Source organism: Nocardia colli, assembly GCF_008704205.1.
Taxonomy (GTDB): Bacteria; Actinomycetota; Actinomycetes; order Mycobacteriales; family Mycobacteriaceae; genus Nocardia; species Nocardia colli.
In genome coordinates this window covers 1,339,912-1,356,693 of record NZ_VXLC01000001.1, presented here as the reverse complement: position 1 = coordinate 1,356,693, position 16,782 = coordinate 1,339,912, and the positions used below count along the sequence as shown (strand labels likewise).

Here is a 16,782-nt window from a genome sequence, read left to right as displayed (position 1 = left end):
TCACACGCCGAGGAAGGGCAGCTCGCCCTCCTTGGCGCCGTGCGCGCGGAAGTGCTCCGGGGTGACGACGATGAACGGCGCGTCGGACTCGGCGATGAGTTCGCCGTCGAGTTCGAGCCGGGCGTAGATGTGCAGCTTGCGGTCGCCGTCGCGGCGATCGATGTGCGCGGACACCGCCATCTGGCGATGCAGCGGCGCGGGCTTGACGTAGTTCACCGTGAGTTTGGCGGTCACCGCGGGGATCCCGCTGTGCGTCGGCACGGTGCCCGAGGCCTCGTCCAGCACGGCCGCGACCACGCCGCCGTGCGCCAGGCCCGGTGCGCCCTGGTGTTTCTCGTCGAAGGTGCAGGTGCCGGTGAGACGCCCGTCCACCAGCGCCGACACCATCGCTACCCCGGCTCGATTGGCCGGTCCACAGCCGAAACAGTTGTCCCCGTGTGCGGACTCCGGTCCCTGGCCGCTCCCGGTGCCCTGTGGGCCATGATCAGCGGCTTCGGCGAGTCCGGTCATGCGCACCCCCCAATCAGGAATCAACTGTGTCCTGAGTGAAGTTACGCCACACTTACCCATCGCCGCTTCCCGCGGCAGACCCCGCGGCCGGTGATCCGCTACGGTTCAACCGATTCACCGCATTGCCGTTAGGAGCCGAGCAGTGACCGACCGCGTAGTGCCCTCTGCGGAGGATGGATTCTTCAGCGCCCATCGGATGGGGGCGTTCGCCGACGCGGTGCTGGCGATCGCGATCACGCTGCTGGTCATCGAGATCAAACGGCCGGAGGGCGCAGAGCTGGCGAGCCCGCACGCCTTGGCCGAATTCCTCTGGCACGAGAAGGCGTCGTTCGTCGCGTTCGTGCTGGCGTTCTTCCTGCTGTGGTCGGTGTGGCGCAGGCACCACATCTTCATCGACGAGGTCGAGCGGCTGGACCGGGCAACCACCGCGGCGCACGCGCCACTGCTGCTGTTCGCCGCCTTCCTGCCGTTCCCGACCGCGATTTTCGGGCACGCGTCGGACAACAAGCTGGCCGCGTGCCTGTTCGCCGCGACCGCCGCGGCGCTGTTCGGCAGCGAGGCGATCATGAAGGAATTCGCCTGGCGACGTGCGGAACTGCGCCCCGGCGTCGATCCGGCGAAACTCCGGCTCAGCGCCAACGCGTCCGTGGCGGTCACCGCGGTCTTCGCGGCGACGGCCGGGCTGGTGTGGGTCACGCCCTACATCTGGTACGTCTGGTTCTTCGTTCCGCTGGCCGCCTCGTTCGGCGGGAAGCTGCTCGATCGCCTCCGGCCGGAGGGCACGGTGCGCCGGGCCGAGCACGCGCAGGCCTAGCCCGGACGCACGCGGGGGTCAGTTCAGCGGGGTGATCCAGCCGTGCAGGTCGTCGGTGCGCAGCGCGGCGGCGTGCCGCTTGCGCAGGGCCTGGGAGATCGGGCCCGCCTGCCCGTCGGCGACCGTGCGACCGTCGACCTCGAAGACCGGGGCGGCGCCCGCGGAGGTGCCGGTGACGAAGACCTCGTCGGCGATGTAGAGCTCGGTCAGGTCGACGGCGCGTTCGACCACCGGGATGCCGTCCTCGGCCGCCAGGGTCAGGATGGTCCGGCGGTTGATGCCGTCGAGGATGTCGCAGGACACGTCCGGGGTGATCAGCGTGCCGTTGCGGACCAGGAAGATGTTGGCGGCGCTGAGCTCACAGACGTGTCCGTTGCCGTCGAGGAAGATGCAGTCGTCGTAGCCGCTGTCGATCGCGTCCTGCTTGGCCAGCACCGAATTCACATACGCGCCGTTGACTTTCGCGCGCGACGGGATCGCGTTGTCCGGAATGCGCCGCCACGGACTGGATTTCAGCCGCATGCCGTCCTGCGGGACGATCGGCACCGCGTCGTAGACGAAAATGCTGACCTGGATCGCGCAACCACGCACCCGGGTACCGGGGATCGACTCGACGACATGCACTGTCGCCCGGACGAATACGTCCTCGACCGGCGCATTCTGCCCGACCACCTCGACCACCGCGGCGTAGAACCGCTGGTAGTCCCACTCCTGCGCGAACCGATCGATCCCGATGATCTTGCACGACTCCTCGAGCCGCCGGAAGTGATCGTCCAACCGGAACGCGGTCCGTGCCGCCCCCGCCACATGAACCGGAAACACGGTGTAGACGCTGAGCCCGTACAACACCGCCGACGATGCGACCCCGACCGTTGCCGCCTCGGCCGCAACGATCCGGTCACCTAGATACACCTGGGGATAGGGGTTTGCCATCGGCGGAGGCTAACAGCCCCGCGGGCGAGCAGGCGACCCGATTTCGGGCCGGTCGCCTGCGGCGACGTCATTCGTAGTGCTTACCGACCTTGGCGATCCACACCGCGTCCTCGACAACTTTGTAGACGATGCGGTGCTCCTGAGTGATTCGGCGCGACCAGTAGCCGGCCAGGTCGTGCTTCAGCGGCTCGGGTTTGCCGATGCCCTCGAATGGGTCGTTCATGATCGCCTTGATCAGCACGTTGACCTTCTTCAGCACGGTGCGATCACGCGGTAGCCACGCGCTGTATTCCTCCCAGGCCGATTCGGAGAAAACGAGCTTCATTCGAGGAGCTCGCGAGCGATGCCTCCACCGCCCTCGAGCTCTTGAATCGACTGACGTAGGCGGGCGCCATCGGGTCCGCTGAGCAGCTGGACCGTGGTCATCAGCGAGTCGTAGTCTTCCTTGGACATCAGCACCGCATTTCCCCCCTTCGACACGATCTCTACCGTGTCGTGGTCGTCGTTTACCTGTTTGACCAGAGGAAATAGGTGCTTTCGTGCTTCGCTCACAGTAATCGCAGCAGCCATAAATCCTCCTCAACCGGTACCAGATACGGTACCACTTCGCGAGCCGCGGGCGAATGCTCCGGCCACACTCCGAAGTCGGGTCGACCGGGAGGCGCGGCGCGGCTGGTTACGCTCGGGCTTGTGACTCAGGGACAGCAGAGCGGGCAGGCAGTGCAGACAAAGGAGTTCATCATGAGTCCAGCCGACGAGGCCCGTGAAGCAGCGGTGACGGCGGCCGTCGGGAAGCTCGACCTGCCGGCCAAGGCCCGGTTGCTGATGGGGCAGGACATGTGGTCGCTGCCCGCGCTGCCGGAGATCGGTTTGCGGTCGCTGGTGATGTCCGACGGGCCGATCGGGGTACGCGGGGTGCGCTGGACCGCCGACGATCCGTCCATCGCACTGCCGTCGCCGACCGCGCTCGCGGCCACCTGGGATCCGGAACTGGCCAGGCGGGCCGGGCGGCTGCTCGCGCAGGAGGCCCGGCGCAAAGGCGTGCACGTGCTGCTCGCGCCGACGGTCAATCTGCATCGATCACCGCTGGGCGGAAGGCATTTCGAGAGCTACTCCGAGGATCCGTATCTGACCGGGCGGATCGGGACCGGCTACGTGAGCGGGGTGCAGGACGGCGGAATCGGCACCACGGTCAAGCATTTCGTCGCCAACGACGCCGAGACCGAACGCTTCACGGTGAACAATGTCGTGTCCGAGCGGGCGTTGCGCGAGCTGTATCTGGCGCCGTTCGAGGCGATGGTCCGCGCGGCCGGGCCGTGGGGCGTGATGGCGGCCTACAACCAGGTCAACGGCACGACGATGACCGAGCACGGCGAACTGCTGAACGGAATACTGCGCGGGGAATGGGGTTTCGACGGGATCGTCGTCTCGGACTGGATGGCCGCCAGGTCGACTGTCGCCGCGATCACCGCGGGGCTGGATGTCGCGATGCCGGGACCGCGTGGGGTCTACGGGGAAGCGCTTGTCGCGGCGGTGCGCAACGGCGACGTGGACGAGTCCGTCGTCGATGCGGCAGTGCGCAATGTGCTGCGGCTCGCGGCGCGGGTCGGGCTGCTGGAGGGCGCGGAGCCCGCGGTTACCACGCCGCCCGCCCAAATCGACGGCGTCGCGTTGGCGCGGGAAATCGCCTCGCGCGCTTTTGTTCTGGTGCGTAACGAGCAATCCACCCTCCCCCTCGACGCGAGCCGGACGAAGGTCGCGCTGATCGGCCTGGCCGCCCGCGATGCCCGCATTCTCGGCGGCGGTTCGGCCACCGTGTTCCCGGAGTCCGTGGTGTCGCCGCTGGACGGGCTGAACGCCGCGCTGCCGGACGGCGCGCTGACCTATGCGATCGGCGCCGCCCCGAGCGACGTCCTCGGGGCCGCGGATCGCGGATTCGACTTGCACGCCAGGGTTTTCGACGCGGATGGCACCCTGCTCGGGGAGAGCTCGCTGCCCAACGGCATGGTCAACTGGCTCGGCGAACTGCCGGACGGCATCGACTACGACGCACTGCACTCCGTCGAGGTGTACGGCACGTTCACTCCTGAAGAAACCGGCGCGCATGTGTTCGGCACCAAGGGTGTCGGCGATTTCCACCTCACCGTCGATGGCACCGTACTGTTCGAGGGCGACGAATCCCTCACCGGCGCAGACCCGTTCGAGGCTTTCTTCGGCACGCCGACCGAACGCGGCACGGTCGACCTCACGGCTGGAACTACGGTCGAGGTGCGCATGACCCATACGCCGATGAAGGTGGCGGATCCGCCGATCCAGGCGATCCTGTTCACCCTCGCGCACAGCGATCCCCGGCGCGATCCGGACGAGCTGATCGCCGAGGCGGTCGAGGCGGCCCGCGCCGCCGACGTCGCGGTGGTCGTGGTCGCCACCACCGAGCAGGTCGAGTCCGAGGGCTTCGACCGCAGCAGTTTGAAACTCCCCGGCCGCCAAGACGAATTGGTCAGCCGGGTCGCCGCGGCGAATCCGAACACCGTGGTGGTGGTGAACGCCGGCTCACCGGTCGAAATGCCTTGGCGCAACGACGTTCCCGCAATCCTGCTGAGCTGGTTCCCCGGCCAGCAGGGCGGCGCCGCGCTCGCCGAGGTGCTGCTCGGCGGCACCGAGCCGGGCGGCAGGCTGCCCACCACCTGGCCTGCCACCCTGGCCGATTGCCCCGTCTCGGAGGTCACCCCGGCCGACGGCGAACTCGTCTACCGCGAGGACCTGTTCATCGGCTACCGCGCGTGGGAGCGAGCGGGTACGACTCCGGCCTACCCGTTCGGGCACGGGTTCGGTTACACCACATGGGATTACGAGTCGATCACCAACGACGGCAGCACGGTGACCGTCCGCCTGCGCAACACCGGCGACCGACGCGGCGGCGAGGTCGTGCAGGTCTACCTTGCGCCTGTCAACGATTCGGCGCTCCGTCCCGCTCGCTGGCTGGCCGGTTTCGCCCGCGTCGAGGCCGATCCGGGCGAACTGGTCGAGGCCGAGATCCGCATCCCGGATCGGGCCTTCGAGATCTGGGACGACGGCACGTGGCGAAAGGTGCCCGGCACGTACGCGATCCGAGCCGGGCATTCGATCGCCGATCAACGGCTGACCATCGACTACGAACTGGGGTAGACGACCGCGGCCGTGGATCCGGTAGGGATCCACGGCCGCGTCGTACCGAAACGTCCTCAGCGCTCGCTGAGCAGAACCTCGGCGATCTGAATGGTGTTGAGCGCGGCGCCCTTTCGCAGGTTGTCGCCGGAGATGAACAGCGCGAGACCGCGGCCGTCGGGCACGCCCGGATCCTGCCGGATGCGACCGACGAGGGAATCGTCGGCGCCGGCCGCCTGCAGGGGGGTGGGCACCTCGACGAGCTTGACGCCGGGCGCCTTGGCGAGGATCTCCTTGGCCTGTTCGACCGAGAGCGGCTGGTCGAATTCGGCATTCACCGACAGCGAGTGCCCGGTGAACACCGGCACGCGCACGCAGGTGCCGCTGACCAGCAGGTCGGGCAGGCCGAGAATCTTGCGGCTCTCGTTGCGCAGCTTCTGGTCCTCGTCGGTCTCGCCGGAGCCGTCGTCGACCAGCGAACCGGCCAGCGGCAGCACGTTGAACGCGATCGGCGCGACGTACTTGTTCGGCGCGGGGAAGTCGACGGCGCTGCCGTCGTGGGTGAGCTGCTCCACGTCATCGATCACCGCGCGCGCCTGCGTCGCAAGCTCTTCCACGCCGGCCAGGCCGCTACCGGACACCGCCTGGTAGCTCGACACGATGAGGCGACGCAGGCCCGCGATGTCGTGCAACGGCTTGAGCACCGGCATCGCGGCCATGGTGGTGCAGTTCGGGTTCGCGATGATGCCCTTGACCAGGTTGCGGGTCTGCTCGGGATTGACCTCGCTCACCACCAGCGGGACGTCGGGGTCCTTGCGGAAGGCAGACGAGTTGTCGATCACGGTGACGCCCGCCGCGGCGAAGCGCGGGGCCTGGATCCGGGACATGGTGGCGCCGGCGGAGAACAGCGCGATGTCGAGGCCGGACGGATCGGCGAGTTCGGTGTCCTCCACGACGATCTCGCCGCCGCGCCACGGCAGCGTCTTGCCCGCCGAGCGCGACGACGCGAAGAACCGCACCTCGTCGGCCGGGAAGTTGCGCTCCTCCAGCAGTTTTCGCATGACGGCGCCGACCTGACCGGTCGCGCCGACGACTCCTACTCGAACACCCATGGCTTACCGTCCTGTTCCGGCGTGCACCACGGCGACCTCGTCGCCGCCGAGATTGAACGCCCGGTGCAGCACCTGGACGGCCTCGTCCAGTTCGCTGTCGCGGACCAGCACCGAGATCCGGATCTCGGAGGTGGAGATCAGATCGATGTTCACGCCCGCGTCGGCCAGCGCCTCACAGAACGTGGCGGTGACCCCGGGGTGGCTCTTCATGCCCGCACCGACCAGGGACACCTTGCCGATGTGGTCGTCGTAGAGCACCTGCGAGAAGCCGATCTCGGCCTGCTGCTTGGTCAGCATCTCGACGGCGCGCGCGCCGTCGGTCTTGGGCAGGGTGAAGGTGATGTCGGTCTTGCCGGTATCGATCTTGGAGACGTTCTGCAGCACCATGTCGATATTGATCTCGGCGTCGGCGACCGCGCGGAACACCTTGGCGGCGTAGCCGGGGACGTCGGGCAGCCCGACCACGGTGACCTTGGCCTCGCTGCGATCGTGCGCGACGCCCGTGAGGATTGCTTGCTCCAAGGGGATGTCCTCCATCGATCCGTAAACGTAGGTGCCCGGCTTGTCGGTATAGGACGAGCGAACATGCACAGGCACGTTGTACCGGCGCGCGTATTCGACGCAGCGCAGCATCAGCACCTTCGCGCCGCAGGCCGCGAGCTCCAGCATCTCCTCGTAGGAGACCTGCTCCAGCCGCTGCGCGTCCGGCACGATCCGCGGGTCGGCGGTGAAGACGCCGTCCACGTCGGTGTAGATCTCGCAGACGTCGGCCTCCAGCGCCGCGGCCAGCGCGACCGCGGTGGTGTCGGAGCCGCCCCGGCCGAGCGTGGTGACGTCCTTGCTGTCCTGGCTCACGCCCTGGAAGCCGGCGACCAGCACGATCTGCCCGTCGTCCAGCGCCTGACGCAGGCGGCCGGGGGTGACGTCGATGATCTTCGCGTTGCCGTGCGCGCCGGTGGTGATCACGCCGGCCTGCGAGCCGGTGAACGAGCGGGCCTCCGCGCCGAGCGAGTGGATGGCCATCGCCACCAGCGCGTTGGAGATGCGCTCACCCGAGGTGAGCAGCATGTCCATTTCCCGGGCCGGCGGCGCGGGCGCCACCTGCTGGGCGAGGTCGAGCAGTTCGTCGGTGGTATCGCCCATGGCCGAGCAGACGACCACCACGTCGTGGCCTGCCTTCTTGGTCTCGACGATCCGTTCAGCGACGCGCCGGATGCGCTCGGCGGTAGCCACCGAGGATCCTCCGTACTTCTGAACAACGAGAGCCACGACAGGGTCCTCCAAGATCGACTACCAGCTGCTAACAGCCACCCAGACTACCGGCCGTGGTCCAGCGAATTCCGGCTGGCTCCTCAGCCGAGCGCCGCGGCGGAGCTGTTTCGCTGGTCGGACTCGGTCGCGAACTTCGCCGGAAGCGCCGCCGCAGCTCCGGCATTGCGTGCGGCCGCCGCCGGGTGCATGACGCACGATGGAGTGATGAAGAGCACGGTATTAGCGGTGACCACCGGTCGGACCGAGGTTGTGCAGGACATCACCGGCCAATGCGCGTCGTTCGTGCGCGACGCGTCCGGCGGCGGGGACGGGTTGCTCAATGTCTTCGTGCCGCACGCGACGGCCGGGGTCGCGGTGCTGGAGCTCGGTGCGCGCAGTGACGACGATCTGCTGGCGGCGCTGCGCGATCTGCTGCCCGCGGATGATCGCTGGCGGCACGCGCACGGGTCGCGCGGGCACGGGCGCTCGCACGTGATGCCCGCGTTGATCGCGCCCTACGCGACGATCCCGGTGATCGGCGGGGCGATGGCGTTGGGAACCTGGCAGTCCGTCGCGCTGGTCGATCTCAATATCGACAATCCGGATCGGCAGGTGCGGTTGTCGTTCCTCAGCTGAGTCAGCCGTCCGCGGGCACGTGCAGGCGGGCGAGTTCGGTGCGGTTGGCGATGCCGAGCTTGGCGTAGACGTGGGCCAGATGGGTTTTCACGGTGCCGCGACTGATGAACAGGCGCGCGGCGATCTCCGGATTGGACAGGCCGTCGACGGCGAGGTCGACGACGGAGCGTTCCATCGGCGTGAGACTCGCCCAACCGGAGTCCGGTCGGTTGCGTTTGCCGCGTGCCTTGGTGGCGTAGTCGACGGCCTGGGTGATGCCCATGGATCGGCCGCGATCGAGGTGGCCGGCCAGGTCCTGTTCTGCGACACGGGAATCCAGCAGGGTACGGGCTATCACCACCGAACTTCCGGGTGCCGACCCGGTGTCGGCGCGGGCGCGCTCGGCGGCACCGAGCAGGACGGCCGCCGGTTCGAGGGTGCCGCGCCGGGCCAGCACCGCGGCCAGCGACTCGAGACTCGCTACGCAACCGAGAACGAGTTCGCGCTCCGCGCGGAGACGTAATGCTTCGTGGTGCAGGCGCAGCGCCTGCTCGATATCGCTGTCGTGCAACAGGAATGCCTGCTGGTCGAGCACGTCGGCGTGCACCGCGGGCAGTGCCCGGATCATCGGCCCGGCGGCGAGCGTGTCGAGAAGTGCTGCGGCCGAGACGGATTCGCCGAGCTCCCGCAGTGCTGCCGCGAGCACGACCTGGGTCCACGGAGTGAGCGGCCCGTCGGCGGTGTCGCCGGGCGTGCGGCCCTCCCTGCGGCACCACGCGATCGCCTCCGCCGGGTGGCCCGCCGCCAGCGCGAGCATGCCGTGCACGCGCTCCCAGCCGGGTACGAACGGCGAGGCTTCACCGTCGAGCAGGCGATCGATCGGCTCGAGCACCGCGGACGCGTCGTCGAAAAGTCCCTGATACACGCGTATTTCGGCGAGGGCCGCGCGGGCCGAGCCCAGGTGGTGGAAGTCGTGCAGCGGTTGCGCGGTGGCGACCGCCTGCTCGGCGAGTTCGGCGGCGCGCGGCAGGTCGCCGGACCGGGCGGTCGCGGTGGCGAGCCAGGTCAGGGCGAAAGCGGCGAAGCCTCGATCGTTGCGCTTGCGCATGCCGACGAGGGCCTGCTCGAGTTGTTCGATGGCGCTGCGGTATTCGTCCCGGAACAGGTGGATCAGGCCGAGCAACGCCTGGGTCGAGTCGGCGACGAAGCCATCGTCGGCATGGAGTGCCTCGGTCCGTAGCGCCTCGGCGTCGGCGGACGCCCGGTCCAGGTCGAGGCCGAGTTGCTCGACCGCGCAGAGCGAACGAGCCAGTCTGCCGACCGCGTCCGCGCCGAGTTCGGCGGCTAATGCCGCTGCGGCGCGGGCGGATTCGTAGCCGACGAAGCCGTACACCGCCGTGTCACACACCAAGGCCAGCCCGGCCAGCACGCGCGCCTGTAGCTCGTCACGCTTTCCTTTGCCGCGGTCGACAGCCAGTTGCAGCACCTGCACGCCCTCGACACCACGCGGTTCGAGATACCAGAACCACGCCATCGCCGCGGCGAGCCTGCGCCCGTCGGACGGATCGTCGCGACCCAGTCCCCAGTCGATGGCCGCGCGAATGTTGGCCAACTCCACCGTGATTCGCGCCCGCCAGGCGTCCTGGTCGGTGTTGCGCAACGGTTCGGCCTGCTCGACCAGGGCGAGGTAGGCGGCGAGGTGGCGATCGCGCAGCGGCTCGGTCTCCGCGGCCTCGGCGAGTTGCAGCAGCGCGTAATCCCGGACCACGCCCAGCATTCGATAACGCGCCACCGCGCCGGTGGTATCCGCGGTCACCAGCGACTTGTCGATCAACCCGCGCAACGTCCGTAAGGCGCGACCAGGCGTCGCGTCGAGCTCCCCCACCACATCGGCGGAAAACCCCGGCTCGAACACCCCGAGCCGCCGGAACAGCACCCGTTCGTCGTCATCGAGCAGCTCATGACTCCAGCGCATCGACTCCGCGAGCGTCTGCTGCCGGAACGGCGCGGTGCGGGCGCCGCCGTCGAGCACGGCATAGGGCTCGTGCAGCGAGTCCGCGAGCTGGGCCAGTGACAACGTGCCCGCCCAGCCCGCGGCGAGTTCGAGGGCCAGCGGCAATCGATCCAGGCGGTCGCAGACCCGCCGGGCCGCGGTGCGCGCCTGCGGCGTCGGCTCCCCCGCGTGCGCTCGGTCGAGGAACAGCGTCAACGCGTCCGCCAGCCCGAGCGCGGGTACCCGGCGCACCTGCTCACCGCCGACGCCGAGGGGCGCGCGGCTGGTCGCGAGCACGCCGAGTCGCGGACAACGCCCGAGCAGTCCGGTGACCAGCGCCGCGACACCGTCGCCGAGGTGCTCGCAATTGTCGAGGATCAACAGGGTTTCGCGATCGGTGAGGCCACGCGCCACGGTCGCGACCGGATCCGCGCCGCCGGGTATCAGCACATCGAGGGCCGCGGCGACGCGCTGCACGACCGCCGCGTCGTCGTGTTCGTCCTCCAGCGCGACCCATCGCACACCGTCCGGCCACACCTCGGACACGGTGCGCGCGGCCCGGAGCGCGAGCCGCGTCTTGCCGCAGCCACCGGGTCCGACCAGCGTGACGACCCGGCCCGGTCCGACGGCGGCACCGATCGCCGCCAGTTCCTCGGCGCGGCCGATGAACGAGGACAGCTCGGCAGGTAGTGCGTCGGTGGAGTCGGACATCGCGTCAGCAGTCTGACACGCCGGGCCTACCCGGGCGACCCATATCCGGTCCGGTAACTCGGCCACCTCACCCGCCGGATATCGGCCAGGTGGCAGATGTTCCGCGCCCGCCGCGGCGGAAGTATTTCTCTCAACGACGCGGACAGCGTCACCGACAAGAAGGACACACCATGACGAACACAGCAAACCGCCGGGTCGTTGCCAACATCTCGCTCTCGCTGGACGGCCGCACCAACGGTCCGGGCGGCGACTACGACATGAGCTGGATCGTGCCGCACGCCGTGAGCGACACGACCCGCGACCGGATGGTCCAGATGACCGAGGCGGCCACCACCGCGCTGCTCGGCCGCAAGAACTACCAGGGCTTCGGCGGTTACTGGCCGACCGTAGCGGTCGACGAGAACGCCGACCCGCGCGACCGCGCCTTCGGGCAGTGGCTCGACGGCGTGGAGAAGGTGGTCTTCTCCAGCACGCTCACCGAGGCGCCGTGGCAGCACTCGCGGATCGCCGACGCCGACCCGGTGGCCACGGTCAAGCACCTGCGCGAGCAGGACGGCGGCGACATCGTGGTGCTGGCCAGCAGCAGCGTGATCAAGGCGCTGCTCGCGGCCGACGAGGTCGACCGGATCCGGATAACCCAGTGCCCCGAGATCGCCGGCGGCGGCGCCCGCCTCTTCGAGGACGGCCTGGCCGCGTCGAGCTGGTCGCTGACCGACCTGTCCAGCACCGAGTCCGGCGCGCTGTACCTGATCTACGACCGGATCCGCGGCGAATGATCTCCCCCCGACGGCGACGGCCGAGCAGCGCACGCTGCTCGGCCGTCGCCATGGGTCAGGCGCGGGTCAGCCAGGTGACCTGGTTGCCGTTGCCGAATTCCTTGCGTGCGGTCGGGGTGAACAGCGTCGGCTTGAACTCGCCGGCGAAGGCCGGGACGCCGGTGCCCGCGACGACCGGGTAGCTCTTGATCACCAGTCCATCGATCTCATCGAGCAAGGCGGCGGCGAGCTTCCCGCCGCCGGCCAGCCAGATATCTTGGCCCTCTTCCTTTTTGAGCCGCTGAACCAGGGCTACCGGGTCCTGCTCGACCAGCTCCACCGCCGGGTCGTCGATCCGGCCGAGCGTGCTCGACACCACGTACTGGCGCATGTGGCCGTACGGGCTGGTCAATCCGATGGCCAGCCCCGGCTCGTAGGTTCCCCGGCCCATCACCAGCGTGTCGAACTTCTGATTCGGCGCATCCGGCGCCACCCCGAAATGTGGACGGACATGAGTTGGCAGGGTCTCCGGGTATTCCTGACCGAGCCACTCGATGAAGTCCGCGGGCAGCGGATAGAAGGAGATATCGCCATCCGGAGCGGCGATGTAGCCGTCGAGCGACATACCGACGAAGTAGATGAGCTTTCGCATAGCAGAACCTCTTTCGAAATAATGATGATCAGGCGCGGGTGAACCAGGTGACCTGCGCGCCGTTGCCGAATTCCTGGCGCCGGGCCGGGGTGAACAGGGTCGGCCGGAACTCGCCGGCGAACGCGGAGATGCCGCCGCCCGCGACTACGGGATAGCTCTTGATGATCATCTCGTCGATCTCCCCGAGCAGTTGAGCGGCAAGCCTGCCGCCGCCGCAGAGCCAGATATCTCGGCCCTCTTCTTTTTTGAGCCGCTGCACCAGCCCGACCGGGTCGGTGTCGATCAGTTCGACGCCCGGGGCATCGATGCGGCCGAGCGTGCTCGACACGACGTACTGCTTCATGTGCGCGTACGGGCTGGGGAACCCGGCGAACAAGCCCGGCTCATACGTGCCGCGGCCCATGAGCACCGTGTCGAAGTGCTTGTTCGGCGCGTCCAGCGCCATCCCCACCTGCGGCCGAAATTCGGTCGGGACGAACTCCGGATACTCCGCGTTGATCGACGCGGCCATCTCGGCATCGACCGGGTAGAAGTCGTATTCGCCGCCCGGACCTGCGATGTATCCGTCGAGTGTGACACCGACGTAGTAGACGAGCTTTCGCATACCAGTACCGCCTAAACCGTTGTACTCTGTTCGTAGTGGTTGAAAGGTAGTACTACAGATGGAGTGGTGTCAAGTGCGGACTAATCCCGAGCGCCGGCAAGCCCTGCTCGACGCGGCCATCGAGGTCCTGGCCAGCGACGGAGCGCGCGGACTCACCTTTCGCGCGGTGGATAAGGAGGCGGCGGTGCCGGCCGGCACCGCGTCGAACTACTTCGCCAACCGGGACGACCTGATGACTCAAGTGGGCAGTCGCTTCTACGAACGACTCACGCCGAGCGCGGCCACCATGGCCCAGCTGACCGACGGCCCGAAGAACCGTGCGCACATCCGGCAGCTGATGCAAGACGTCGTCGAGCGCATCGAGGCGTTCCGCACCGGCTACCTCGCACTGCTCGAGCTGCGACTGGAGGCGACCCGGCGACCGGAGCTGCGCGCCGTACTGACCGAGCGGGTGCGCGCGGACATGGAGTTCAACGTGCGCAACCACCTCGACGCCGGACTGCCCGGCGACGAAAAGTCCGTGCAACTGCTCTATTTGGCGTTGAACTGGTTGATCGTGGACCGCCTCACCCTGCCCGGCGTGTTCACCGAAGAACAAAGTCAGCAACTGATCGACGCCGCGGTCGATCGTCTCGTCGGCCCCTGAAACCGCGCGGTCTTCATCGCCGAATCCTTGTGACCCACGTCACCGATATTCGATAATGAGTCGATGATGGCGAAAGTCGGAGATCGGCTGCTCGTACACGGACACGTTGTGGGACAGGGCGATCGGCAAGGCGAGATCATCGAAGTTCGCGGACCCGAAGGCGCACCGCCCTACCTCGTGCGTTATGCCGACGGACGGGAGTCGCTGGTGTTTCCGGGTCCGGACGCGATAGTCGAACCCGCCACCTGACGCACGAACCGGCACAAATCTTCCGCGTGGAACTTGTTCACATACTTCCGATGTCCACTTTTGGACACATAAGGCCATGTCGGCAGCGCCCATGGACTATCGACCGCGACGACGAGGTTGACGGAACAGATAACCGATAGAGAGAATCGGGCGCAGTTGTCCATCGGGGGTCGGAAGGTTTTGCATGCGCACGAGAACCGATATTCGATTCGTCGTCGACGCCGATTCCGCGCAAGTGATGGATGCGCTGGCCGCTGTCGAAATGCTCCCGGAATGGTCGCCGGGATATACCGATGCCCGAGTCGCATCACGTGACGAAGCGGGAAGACCGGTCCGGGTTTTCGTCAAGACCGAACTGCTGGGCAGCTCGGATATGCAAGTGCTGGAATACGATTGGACCGACGGACGGTCATCGTGGCAGGTCACCGACAGTACCCGGGGCGCGAAGGGCGGCGGCTGGTTCGAGGTCACCGAGGGCACGGACGGCACCGACGTGTGGTTCCACGCGGAGGTCTACCTACCCATCCCGGTGCCCGGGCTACTACTCAAGCGCACCGTGCGCAAGCAGAACGAGATCGCGGTGCAGAATTTCATCGAGTTCGCCGAGTCGTTTCCGGAAGCGGAAACAATGAAGCCGTATAGCTATAACGAATAACCGGCAGTCGGCACACGCCCGTAGCGAAATCGCGCGACGCGCAGCCCAGCAAGCAGGCGGCGACCCGATCGGGGTGCGACGATGTGCACCATGATCGGTTCCAAACGGGTTCGGCTCACACCGGTGGCCGAAGGCGAGTCGGTGACGCAGCTCGAGCTGTTCTTCGACCTGGTGCTCGTCTTCGCGTTCACCATGGTCACCGACCTGGCGGCGGAAGAGACCAGCGCGAAGAACATGTTGCGCGCGTTTCTCGTGCTGGCCTTGATGTGGTGGTTGTGGATCGCGTACTCCTGGCTCGGCAATGTGATCCGGGCCGACGAGGGCTTCGCCAGGGTCGCGATGTTCGTCGCGATGGGCGGCGCCTTCTTGGCCGCGTTGACCATTCCCGAGGCGTTCCACGATCTGCCCGGCGGCTGGTACGGCCCCTTGGTCTTCGCGATCGCGTACCTGGTGGTGCGGCTGGTGCACGTCATCGTGTTCTGGATGGCCAGCGCCGAGGACGCGCAGCTGCGCGGTCAGGTGCTGCGCTGGTCGCTCGGCTCGATCACGATCGGCACCACGCTGCTGGTGATCGCCGCGATGACTTCCGGCGCGGTGCAGATCGCGCTGTGGATCGCCGCGATCGCCGGTGACTACCTGTGGACCCTGGTGGCGGGCACCGACTGGCGATTGAATTCGGCGACCCATTTCGCCGAACGCTACGGCCTGATTGTCATTGTGGCGCTCGGTGAATCGATCGTTTCGATCGGAATCGGTGTGGCCGGGCTGCCTATCTCCTGGCCGATCGCGGTGGGCGCACTGCTCGGGCTCGCGGTATCCGGACTGCTGTGGTGGACGTATTTCGATGTCGCGGCACTGTCCATCGAACACGAGCTGAAGCATGCCGACGGCAAGCGGCAGATCAAGATCGCGCGCGGCGCCTACACCTTTTGGCATTTCCCGATGATCGTCGGAATCATCGCGCTCTCACTGGGATTGAAGAAAGTCCTCTACTATGTCGGCGACGCTTCACATCACACGCTGAAAGACGCGTTGTACGGAATTCCGTTGTTCGCGTTGTACGGCGGAGTCGTGCTGTATCTGATCGCACTGGTCGGCGCGAAACACTATGCGACGGGGCAGATCAGCGCGCCGCGGGTGATCGTCATCGTCGCGCTGCTCGCGCTGATCCCGCTGGCCGCCGCGCTGCCCGCCTTGGCATCGCTGGCCATCCTGTGCGCGGTGCTCGGCATCCTGATCGTCTGGGAAACAGTCCAATTCGCGCAGCCGCGGGACGAGATCAGGCACGGGGTATCCGGCTGAGGTGATGCCGCACGCTGTGTTCGGCCGGCGTCGGCCCGTACGCGGACGGCGGCACCCGGACATCGTTGCGCACCGCGTGCCGGATCTGATCGATGTTCTCCCGCAACACATCCGAGACCAGCTCGTCGGTGCGCGGATCCTCCAGCACCTGGAACAGGATGCGGAACGTGGTGTCGGCGATCAGCCGGATGATGTCGTCGTGGAACGGGATGTAGCGCACCCGGCCGGCCTGCGGATCCTTCTTGATCAGCTCCAGGATCATCTCGTCCATCTCGGCGCGGTTCTCCTGTAGCGCCGCGGCGATATTGCGGGTGTAGTGGCCGGTGCGCATCACCGAGGCCACCTCGTCCATCACCGCGATGGTCATCGGCCGCTTGATCGTGTCCACGATGGTCAGGACGAACCGGTTGATCAGCGCGGCGGTGATCCGGTCGCCGAACACGCGGTCGGCGACGCGACCGAGCCGGACCACGATCACCACGATCCGCAGCAGCCGGAAGCCGCGGAAGAACGGGCTGGTCACCGGGATCATGCCGAGGACCTCGTACCAGTAGACGAACGGGAACGTCCACGGCCAGCCCGCGCGCCGCCAGCGCCACAGGAACTCGACGGCGAACACGCCGCAGATCGTCCAGTCGACGATCACGATCACGCGATGGGTGTGTGCCGAGACGTCGAAGAAGCTGATCCAGACGACCAGCACCACCGACACGACGGCCAGGGCCAGCATGCAGAAGTCGGTCCACAGTGCGGGCGGCTTACGCGGGTAATCGCCCTCCGGGAGTTCCTCGCCGACCGGAGTGCTGCTCGCAGCTGTCACCTGAACTGTCCCT

General features: G+C 67.5%; 18 protein-coding genes. 8 read left to right on the top strand and 10 right to left on the bottom strand.

Translation table 11 applies throughout. The features are described 5' to 3' along the window. Positions 1-510 (bottom strand): PaaI family thioesterase, encoded by a 510-nt coding sequence (locus tag F3087_RS06405; protein ID WP_191093781.1) that lies wholly within the window; start codon positions 508-510, stop codon positions 1-3. A gap of 142 nt (positions 511-652) precedes the next feature. Between F3087_RS06405 and F3087_RS06400 the strand changes: the two genes are divergently transcribed. Then, positions 653-1,324, top strand: a complete 672-nt coding sequence (locus F3087_RS06400; protein WP_150400763.1) for a TMEM175 family protein — start codon at positions 653-655, stop codon at positions 1,322-1,324. Positions 1,325-1,342: 18 nt separating this feature from the next. Here F3087_RS06400 and F3087_RS06395 read toward each other — a convergent pair whose 3' ends face one another. The 3 genes from F3087_RS06395 to F3087_RS06385 all read right to left on the bottom strand — a co-directional run bounded on the left by F3087_RS06395 (position 1,343) and on the right by F3087_RS06385 (position 2,827). Continuing rightward, on the bottom strand, positions 1,343-2,257 hold the full coding sequence (locus tag F3087_RS06395) for an aminotransferase class IV (RefSeq protein ID WP_150400762.1): 915 nt from the start codon (positions 2,255-2,257) through the stop codon (positions 1,343-1,345). 67 nt (positions 2,258-2,324) lie between these two features. After that, positions 2,325-2,582: a Txe/YoeB family addiction module toxin gene (locus tag F3087_RS06390; RefSeq protein ID WP_150400761.1), complete on the bottom strand. Its 258-nt coding sequence runs from the start codon at positions 2,580-2,582 to the stop codon at positions 2,325-2,327. Then, entirely contained in the window at positions 2,579-2,827 is a 249-nt protein-coding gene (locus F3087_RS06385) for a type II toxin-antitoxin system Phd/YefM family antitoxin (protein WP_150400760.1), read from the bottom strand. The genes F3087_RS06390 and F3087_RS06385 overlap by 4 nt, the downstream gene beginning before the upstream one ends. A gap of 171 nt (positions 2,828-2,998) precedes the next feature. On the opposite strand from F3087_RS06385, the gene F3087_RS06380 reads away from it, so the two are divergent. Next, positions 2,999-5,425, top strand: a complete 2,427-nt coding sequence (locus tag F3087_RS06380) for a beta-glucosidase H (RefSeq protein WP_150400759.1) — start codon at positions 2,999-3,001, stop codon at positions 5,423-5,425. A gap of 56 nt (positions 5,426-5,481) precedes the next feature. On the opposite strand, the gene F3087_RS06375 is transcribed toward F3087_RS06380, so the two are convergent. Both F3087_RS06375 and F3087_RS06370 read right to left on the bottom strand, forming a co-directional pair. Continuing rightward, on the bottom strand, positions 5,482-6,516 hold the full coding sequence (locus tag F3087_RS06375) for an aspartate-semialdehyde dehydrogenase (RefSeq protein WP_150400758.1): 1,035 nt from the start codon (positions 6,514-6,516) through the stop codon (positions 5,482-5,484). Between the two features lie 3 nt (positions 6,517-6,519). Beyond that, a complete protein-coding gene (locus F3087_RS06370) occupies positions 6,520-7,785 on the bottom strand; it encodes an aspartate kinase (RefSeq protein WP_150400757.1) in 1,266 nt (421 codons plus the stop codon). A gap of 207 nt (positions 7,786-7,992) precedes the next feature. Here F3087_RS06370 and F3087_RS06365 point away from each other — a divergent pair, with 207 nt between their 5' ends. Next, a complete protein-coding gene (locus F3087_RS06365) occupies positions 7,993-8,403 on the top strand; it encodes a YjbQ family protein (protein ID WP_150400756.1) in 411 nt (136 codons plus the stop codon). Position 8,404: 1 nt separating this feature from the next. On the opposite strand, the gene F3087_RS47280 is transcribed toward F3087_RS06365, so the two are convergent. Then, positions 8,405-11,086: a helix-turn-helix transcriptional regulator gene (locus F3087_RS47280; RefSeq protein WP_150400755.1), complete on the bottom strand. Its 2,682-nt coding sequence runs from the start codon at positions 11,084-11,086 to the stop codon at positions 8,405-8,407. A 170-nt stretch (positions 11,087-11,256) separates the two neighbouring features. On the opposite strand from F3087_RS47280, the gene F3087_RS06355 reads away from it, so the two are divergent. Beyond that, complete coding sequence (locus F3087_RS06355; RefSeq protein ID WP_150400754.1) at positions 11,257-11,862, top strand: dihydrofolate reductase family protein; 606 nt, start codon at positions 11,257-11,259, stop codon at positions 11,860-11,862. A 55-nt stretch (positions 11,863-11,917) separates the two neighbouring features. On the opposite strand, the gene F3087_RS06350 is transcribed toward F3087_RS06355, so the two are convergent. Both F3087_RS06350 and F3087_RS06345 read right to left on the bottom strand, forming a co-directional pair. Continuing rightward, the gene (locus tag F3087_RS06350) at positions 11,918-12,493 is read right to left on the bottom strand and encodes a dihydrofolate reductase family protein (protein ID WP_150400753.1); all 576 of its coding nucleotides are present in this window, start codon (positions 12,491-12,493) and stop codon (positions 11,918-11,920) included. A gap of 28 nt (positions 12,494-12,521) precedes the next feature. Beyond that, positions 12,522-13,097 (bottom strand): dihydrofolate reductase family protein, encoded by a 576-nt coding sequence (locus tag F3087_RS06345; protein ID WP_150400752.1) that lies wholly within the window; start codon positions 13,095-13,097, stop codon positions 12,522-12,524. 58 nt (positions 13,098-13,155) lie between these two features. On the opposite strand from F3087_RS06345, the gene F3087_RS06340 reads away from it, so the two are divergent. The 4 genes from F3087_RS06340 to F3087_RS06325 all read left to right on the top strand — a co-directional run bounded on the left by F3087_RS06340 (position 13,156) and on the right by F3087_RS06325 (position 15,949). Then, positions 13,156-13,743: a TetR/AcrR family transcriptional regulator gene (locus F3087_RS06340; RefSeq protein WP_150400751.1), complete on the top strand. Its 588-nt coding sequence runs from the start codon at positions 13,156-13,158 to the stop codon at positions 13,741-13,743. 63 nt (positions 13,744-13,806) lie between these two features. Beyond that, positions 13,807-13,992: a DUF1918 domain-containing protein gene (locus tag F3087_RS06335; RefSeq protein WP_150400750.1), complete on the top strand. Its 186-nt coding sequence runs from the start codon at positions 13,807-13,809 to the stop codon at positions 13,990-13,992. A 184-nt stretch (positions 13,993-14,176) separates the two neighbouring features. Continuing rightward, entirely contained in the window at positions 14,177-14,647 is a 471-nt protein-coding gene (locus F3087_RS06330; RefSeq protein WP_150400749.1) for an SRPBCC family protein, read from the top strand. Between the two features lie 90 nt (positions 14,648-14,737). Then, the gene (locus F3087_RS06325; protein WP_150400748.1) at positions 14,738-15,949 is read left to right on the top strand and encodes a low temperature requirement protein A; all 1,212 of its coding nucleotides are present in this window, start codon (positions 14,738-14,740) and stop codon (positions 15,947-15,949) included. Here F3087_RS06325 and F3087_RS06320 read toward each other — a convergent pair. Continuing rightward, the gene (locus tag F3087_RS06320; protein WP_150400747.1) at positions 15,927-16,769 is read right to left on the bottom strand and encodes an ion transporter; all 843 of its coding nucleotides are present in this window, start codon (positions 16,767-16,769) and stop codon (positions 15,927-15,929) included. The genes F3087_RS06325 and F3087_RS06320 overlap by 23 nt on opposite strands. Between the last annotated feature and the right edge of the window lie 13 nt (positions 16,770-16,782).

Coding starts and splice junctions, on each gene's coding strand:
- F3087_RS06380 (WP_150400759.1), top strand. CDS start 2,999: ATGAGTCCAGCCGACGAGGCCCGTGAAGCAGCGGTGACGGCGGCCGTC.
- F3087_RS06375 (WP_150400758.1), bottom strand. CDS start 6,516: ATGGGTGTTCGAGTAGGAGTCGTCGGCGCGACCGGTCAGGTCGGCGCC.
- F3087_RS47280 (WP_150400755.1), bottom strand. CDS start 11,086: ATGTCCGACTCCACCGACGCACTACCTGCCGAGCTGTCCTCGTTCATC.
- F3087_RS06345 (WP_150400752.1), bottom strand. CDS start 13,097: ATGCGAAAGCTCGTCTACTACGTCGGTGTCACACTCGACGGATACATC.
- F3087_RS06405 (WP_191093781.1), bottom strand. CDS start 510: ATGACCGGACTCGCCGAAGCCGCTGATCATGGCCCACAGGGCACCGGG.
- F3087_RS06355 (WP_150400754.1), top strand. CDS start 11,257: ATGACGAACACAGCAAACCGCCGGGTCGTTGCCAACATCTCGCTCTCG.
- F3087_RS06330 (WP_150400749.1), top strand. CDS start 14,177: ATGCGCACGAGAACCGATATTCGATTCGTCGTCGACGCCGATTCCGCG.
- F3087_RS06325 (WP_150400748.1), top strand. CDS start 14,738: ATGATCGGTTCCAAACGGGTTCGGCTCACACCGGTGGCCGAAGGCGAG.
- F3087_RS06390 (WP_150400761.1), bottom strand. CDS start 2,582: ATGAAGCTCGTTTTCTCCGAATCGGCCTGGGAGGAATACAGCGCGTGG.
- F3087_RS06335 (WP_150400750.1), top strand. CDS start 13,807: ATGATGGCGAAAGTCGGAGATCGGCTGCTCGTACACGGACACGTTGTG.
- F3087_RS06340 (WP_150400751.1), top strand. CDS start 13,156: ATGGAGTGGTGTCAAGTGCGGACTAATCCCGAGCGCCGGCAAGCCCTG.
- F3087_RS06385 (WP_150400760.1), bottom strand. CDS start 2,827: ATGGCTGCTGCGATTACTGTGAGCGAAGCACGAAAGCACCTATTTCCT.
- F3087_RS06365 (WP_150400756.1), top strand. CDS start 7,993: ATGAAGAGCACGGTATTAGCGGTGACCACCGGTCGGACCGAGGTTGTG.
- F3087_RS06395 (WP_150400762.1), bottom strand. CDS start 2,257: ATGGCAAACCCCTATCCCCAGGTGTATCTAGGTGACCGGATCGTTGCG.
- F3087_RS06350 (WP_150400753.1), bottom strand. CDS start 12,493: ATGCGAAAGCTCATCTACTTCGTCGGTATGTCGCTCGACGGCTACATC.